Raw genomic sequence first — 5,976 nt, forward strand, 5'->3', positions numbered from 1 at the left:
TTGGTGGAGCTACGCGGGATCGAACCGCGGACCTCTTGCATGCCATGCAAGCGCTCTCCCAGCTGAGCTATAACCCCAACTCACCTCGGCGCTACCAAAGTTATCTCCGGCAACGGAGGCGCATGATAGGCACCGACCGCTTTGCTGTCAACCCAAAAATAACGCCGATTCGCGCGTTTAGTCAAAATTCAAGCAGTTAGCCGATTTAACCGGCAATGACGCAGCTATCTCGCTGTTTTATGTCACAAAACCGGCCTTTGGCCAAAAACAAAGGGCCCCCGTACGGGAGCCCTTTCGCAAGCACTGGCTGGCGCTTATTCGGCGGCCATGCGCGCTTCGATGTACGCCAGAGCGCGGTCGATGCGGGCCAGTACCCGCTCCTTGCCCACCAGCGCCATCACGACGTCGATGGCAGGAGATTGACCCAGACCGGTGACGGCAATGTGCGACGGCAAGCTTACTCGGCAGCCATGCGTGCTTCGATGTAAGCCAGAGCGCGGTCGATGCGGGCCAGTACCCGCTCCTTGCCCACCAGCGCCATCACGGCGTCGATGGCGGGGGACTGGCCGAGACCGGTGACTGCCACACGCAGCGGCATACCGACCTTGCCCATGCCCTGACCCAGCTCGGCGGCGGTCGCTTCAATCAGCTCGTGCAGTGCTTCGGTGGTCCAGCTATCCAGGGCAGCCAGCTTGGCCTTGGCCAGGGTCAGCGGCTCGGCAGCAACGCCGCGCAGGTGCTTCTTGGCAGCCGCTTCGTCGATGGCCTCAAAATCTTCGAACAGGTAGCGGCTCTGGGCGGCCATCTCGACCAGGGTGTTGCAGCGCTCGGCCAGCAGAGTCACCACCTCTGGCAGTGACGGGCCCTTGCTGGTGTCGATCTTCTGATCGGCCATGTGCCAGGCCAGATGCTTGGCCACATAGGCCGGGTCCAGGCTGCGCATGTAGTGGTTGTTCAGCCACAGCAGCTTGTCGGTGTTGAACGCGGAGGCAGACTTGGAGATGGCATCCAGGCTGAACAGCTTGATCATCTCTTCCAGGCTGAAGATCTCCTGATCGCCGTGGGACCAGCCCAGACGCACCAGATAGTTCAACAGGGCTTCCGGCAGGTAGCCGTCGTCGCGGTACTGCATCACGGAGACCGCACCGTGGCGCTTGGAGAGCTTGGCACCATCGTCACCCAGGATCATGGAGACGTGGGCAAACTCCGGCACCGGCGCGTTCAGCGCCTTGTAGATGTTGATCTGGCGCGGGGTGTTGTTGATGTGGTCTTCGCCACGCACCACGTGGGTGATCTCCATGTCCCAGTCATCGACCACCACGCAGAAGTTGTAGGTCGGCGCGCCGTCGGTACGGCGGATGATCAGATCGTCGAGCTCGGTGTTGGCGAACTCGATGCGGCCACGGACGTGGTCATCGAACACCACGGAACCTTCGGTCGGGTTGCGGAAGCGAATCACGTGCGGCGCATCGGCCGAGTGATCGTGGGCGTGGTCACGGCACTTGCCGTCATAGCGGGGCTTCTCGCCGTTGGCCATCTGGCCTTCGCGCAGCGCTTCCAGCCGCTCCTTGGAGCAGTAGCACTTGTAGGCACGGCCGTCAGCCAGCATCTCGTCGATCAGGCCGTTGTAGCGATCGAAGCGCTTGGTCTGGTAGTAGGGGCCCTCATCCCAGTTCAGCTCCAGCCATTCCATGCCCTCAATGATGGCGTCGATCGCCTCCTGAGTGGAACGTTCCAGGTCGGTATCCTCGATACGCAGCACGAACTCACCGCCCTGGTTCTTTGCAAACAACCAGGAATAGAGTGCGGTACGGGCACCGCCGACATGCAAAAAGCCGGTCGGGCTGGGAGCAAAACGGGTTTTGACTTTCATCTTTAAGCCTTGTGTAGAGGGCCTTGGGCCAATTCGTTAAAAAAACCGTCGCATTTTAGCACCGACAATGACGGATGGGAAAACCATGCAGCCGCAGCGGGCAAAAGTAGGGGGTTGCACAGGCGTCCCAGCCGCTTGCCGCCTGATATTTGAAGGGGATCGCAAAACAAAATCCCGGTTTCCGTTTTGCTATGACAAGTGTTGGAGAGCTGCCTCCTCCGGCCGATATCCAAATAACGCTCACCAACAAGGAAGAGACGATGCAGTTCCGTTCTATCCAGAATCGCATTCTGGTGATGGCCGGGATCGCCATGACCGCCGCCCTGGTCATCCTGATCCTGCTCAACCAGTACTCGGGTCAACAGACCCAGAAGCTGACCATCAGCTCCAGCCGCGCCGCCCTGCAGCAGGAGGCATGGCAGAAGGTCAACGCCAACGCCCGTGCCGAGGCCGCCACCATCACCCAGCTGCTGCAAAAGGGGCTCTCCTATACCCAGCAGATGGCCAGCGCCCTCGCCCTGCAGCAGGAGGGCAAGCTGCCGCTGGATCGCCAGCAGGCCACCGATCTGCTCAAGGCCCAGCTCGCCCTCGAACCCCAGCTCTACGGCGCCTTCGCCGGCTTCGAACCCAACGGTTTCGACGGCCAGGATGCCAGCTTCTCCGGCCAGACGGCGCTGGGCAGTGACAGCAAGGGGCGCTTCGTGCCCTACTTCTATCGCGACAAGGAGAGCATCGGCACCGACCTGCTGCTCTCCATCGAGAAGAGCGATCCGGATGAGTTCGGCAATCCGGCCAACGACTACTACGCCTGCCCGAAACGGGAGGGACACTCCTGCCTGATCGACCCCTTCAAGGTGGACATCAACGGCCAGCAGGTGCTGGTGAGCACCATCACCACCCCCATCATGGTGGGCGGCCAGTTCAAGGGGATCGCCGCGCTCGATCTGGCGGTGGACTCCATCAGCCGTCAGGCCCAGTCCCTCAACAGCAACATCTATGACGGCAAGGGCGAGACCCTGATCGTCAGCGCCGCCGGCGTCATCACCGGCACCAGCGGCGATGCCAGCCTGCTCGGCAGCCGCGCCGACAAGCTGCTTGGCAACGGCTGGCAGCAGTACCTCAAACCCGAGGTGCAGCGCCAGGAGCTCGACGATGCGTTTCGGATCTCGGTGCCCATCGCGGTGCCTGGCATGAGCCGCAACTGGGCCATCATCGTCACCCTGCCCTACAAGGTGGTGCTGGCCGGGGCCGACCAGCTGGAAGCCCAGCTGAGCGAGATGAACCGGGCCGCCATGACCCAGCAACTGGTGGGCGCCGTCGTCGTGCTGGTGCTGGCGCTGGCCACCATGCTGGTCATTGCCCGCAGCATCACCGGCCCCATCCGTCAGATGGTCAGCCTGGTGGATGACATCGCCGATGGCGAGGGAGATCTCACCAAGCGGCTCAATACCCAGTCCCACGATGAATTGGGGGACTTGGCCAAGGGCATCAACCGCTTCATCGACAAGCTGCAGGTGCTGCTGGGGGATGTGCTCAAGACCGCCAGCGAGGTCAACCGTCACGCCGGCGACACCGATCGCATCGCCGGCCAGACCGACACCAACCTGCAGCATCACCAGGCAGAGATGGAGCAGATGCTGACCGCGGTGCAAGAGATGTCCTACGTCAGCCAGGAGGTAGCCACCCACGCCAACAACACCGCCGACTCGGCCAAACAGGCTCAGGGGGCGGCGGATCAGGGCAAGGTGCGCTTCCAGCAGGTGATCCAGTCGATGCACAAGGTGGCCGCCGAGGCCGGCAAGGGAGCCGAGGTGGTCGAGGGGCTGGCCCATGACAGCGAGCAGATCACCAGCATCCTCACCGTCATTCAGGGGATCGCCGATCAGACCAACCTGCTGGCGCTCAACGCCGCCATCGAGGCGGCCCGGGCCGGCGAGCAGGGCCGCGGCTTTGCGGTGGTGGCCGACGAGGTACGCAAGCTGGCGGGCAACACCCAGCAGGCGGTGCAGAATACCCAGGAGCTGATCGAGAAGATCCGCCACAGCTCGGCCAACGCGGTCAACGCCATCAACCAGAGCCAGCAGCTGACCCATCAGGCGGTGGGCGAGGCGGATCTGGCGGAAGAGGCGCTCGGCAGCATCTATCAGGCCATCTCCACCATCAACGACATGACCTACCAGATCGCCTCCGCCGCCGAGGAGCAGAGCTCGGTTTCCGAGACCGTCTCCGGCAACCTGTCAAAAACCAACGCACTGGCCAACGACATCGCACTGGATGCGACCGAAACGGCCAAAGCCAGCCAGGCGTTGCGCCAGGCGGCCGAGCGTTTACAGCAATTACTGGGACAATTTCGTCTCAGCTGATAATTTTCCACCTCAGGACTCTCCCCCTCGGGGGCGAGTCCGTTTACCATAGGCACGAATTTGCCTGATGGCAGGCAATGTAGTGAGAGGTAAATGCCGTGCCCACCCCGGACCGTCGCCCCCGTGGCCACAACAGACGAGCCCAGCAGCGTCGCCAAGACGAATCACAAGGATCCCTGCTCCATCGTATCAATGCCGCCACCCTGCCCCTGCGTCAACGCATCGGCCAGGGCATGAGCGGACTTGGCCAACGCGGCCAGGAAGCCAAAACAGGCAAGTTCAAGCTGGCGAGCCCGCTGCCGCGCAAGCACACCATAGGGCTGCTGATCCTGATCCCGCTCTGGTTGCTGGTGCTGGCCTGGGAGCCGGCCGTCCCCGCACCCAAAGCCGCGCCGTCCGGTTCGCTGGCAGTCCCCATCGCCGTACCGGCGCAGGCCCTCACCGTCGGCAATGGCGCCACAGGCAGTGCACCGGCCGCAGCCAAACCGGTCGAAGAGAAGGTGGATGGCACCTGGCTGCAGCACGACGTGCAAGCCGGCGAGACCCTCTACTCCATCTTCCGCAAGTTCGAGCTGCCGGGCGCCGAGCTCAGCCGCCTGATCGCCATCGAAGGGCCTGATCGGCCGCTGACCCGCCTGCAATCGGGTCGGGCCGTGTTCATCCTGATCGATGACACCCGCCGTATCCAGCGGGTCGAGATCCGCTCCTACGGTCAGGCCATCTACCGCTACGACCGACAGGGTGAAGGGTTCGCCCTCAAGGAATAAAAAAACGGGAGGCCTGGTGCCTCCCGTTTTTTTGACCTGAATCCATGAAATAAGCCGCTGAGTTCACAATATTTTTAGCTTGCTCAAAAAATGAAAAGTGCCAAATTGACAAGGGATCGCGCTCACGTACAATCGTTTGTGCTTTAGACAGGGATTGTTCTACATGCTACTGGGACAAATTGACGTGGTCAGTCATGCTTCAACCCCTGATTGCTAAGCAAATGCTGCCCAACAAGGCTTAGTTTCATTTTGTTATAGATAGGACTTACCACATGTCTGACATTCGCACCGGCCAAGTAAAATGGTTCAATGAGACCAAGGGTTTTGGCTTCATCGAGCAATCCCAGGGACCGGACGTTTTCGTTCACTTCTCCTCCATCCAGAGCGCCGGTTTCAAGACCCTGGCTGAAGGTCAAAAAGTCCAGTTCACTGTGACCCAGGGCAAAAAAGGCCCTCAGGCTGAGAACGTTACCCTGCTCTAAGCCACGCCAGTGAGCCTGTAGGAGGAGCCATCGGCCCTCCTATTTTTTTGCCCACCGTTTCCCCTTCCCCGCCACGCTCACAAGCCTGCCCGCAGCAACAGCAACCCTCCCCACGACAATCATAAGCTTGCCTATAACCACAGCCCTCCCCAGCACCTGCGCACGAAGCGGCTACAGAAGACATGGGCCTGATCTGGCTGAACGCCGGACACGGCAAATCATCGCGGCGCGATATGATGGGCAATTCAAATGGATGATGAGAACTTCGAAGAGAGATTGGAGCGGGAAACGAGACTCGAACTCGCGACCCCGACCTTGGCAAGCGCGGATCATGCTCTACCAACTGAATATGGCAGCCATTGTATTGAGAAACTGGATTCGTGAGCTTGGGGGGAAAGAGATTGAATTTGAAGAAAGATTGGAGCGGGAAACGAGACTCGAACTCGCGACCCCGACCTTGGCAAGGTCGTGCTCTACCAACTGAGCTATTC

At 60.9% G+C, this 5,976-nt stretch carries 4 protein-coding genes, 1 tRNA gene and 1 pseudogene; 3 read left to right on the plus strand and 3 right to left on the minus strand.

What is annotated here, in order from left to right:
* Position 1: 1 nt before the first annotated feature.
* The 3 genes and pseudogenes from PG900_RS15225 to gltX form a co-directional block, all read right to left on the minus strand.
* Positions 2-77, minus strand: a tRNA-Ala gene (locus tag PG900_RS15225).
* A 237-nt stretch (positions 78-314) separates the two neighbouring features.
* Positions 315-446, minus strand: a pseudogene (locus PG900_RS15230) (glutamyl-tRNA synthetase); the annotation flags it as partial.
* Positions 447-457: 11 nt separating this feature from the next.
* Entirely contained in the window at positions 458-1,873 is a 1,416-nt protein-coding gene (gene gltX, locus PG900_RS15235) for a glutamate--tRNA ligase (protein WP_270797652.1), read from the minus strand.
* 260 nt (positions 1,874-2,133) lie between these two features.
* Here gltX and PG900_RS15240 point away from each other — a divergent pair, with 260 nt between their 5' ends.
* The 3 genes from PG900_RS15240 to PG900_RS15250 all read left to right on the plus strand — a co-directional run bounded on the left by PG900_RS15240 (position 2,134) and on the right by PG900_RS15250 (position 5,485).
* A complete protein-coding gene (locus tag PG900_RS15240) occupies positions 2,134-4,236 on the plus strand; it encodes a methyl-accepting chemotaxis protein (RefSeq protein WP_270831744.1) in 2,103 nt (700 codons plus the stop codon).
* 98 nt (positions 4,237-4,334) lie between these two features.
* Positions 4,335-5,003 carry a LysM-like peptidoglycan-binding domain-containing protein gene (locus PG900_RS15245; RefSeq protein ID WP_024943508.1) on the plus strand — a complete coding sequence of 223 codons (669 nt, stop codon included), beginning with the start codon at positions 4,335-4,337 and terminating at the stop codon, positions 5,001-5,003.
* Between the two features lie 272 nt (positions 5,004-5,275).
* Positions 5,276-5,485, plus strand: a complete 210-nt coding sequence (locus PG900_RS15250) for a cold-shock protein (RefSeq protein ID WP_011707209.1) — start codon at positions 5,276-5,278, stop codon at positions 5,483-5,485.
* The last annotated feature ends 491 nt before the right edge of the window (positions 5,486-5,976 follow it).

The organism is Aeromonas sp. QDB03, assembly GCF_027707985.1.
Classification (GTDB): domain Bacteria; phylum Pseudomonadota; class Gammaproteobacteria; order Enterobacterales; family Aeromonadaceae; genus Aeromonas; species Aeromonas hydrophila.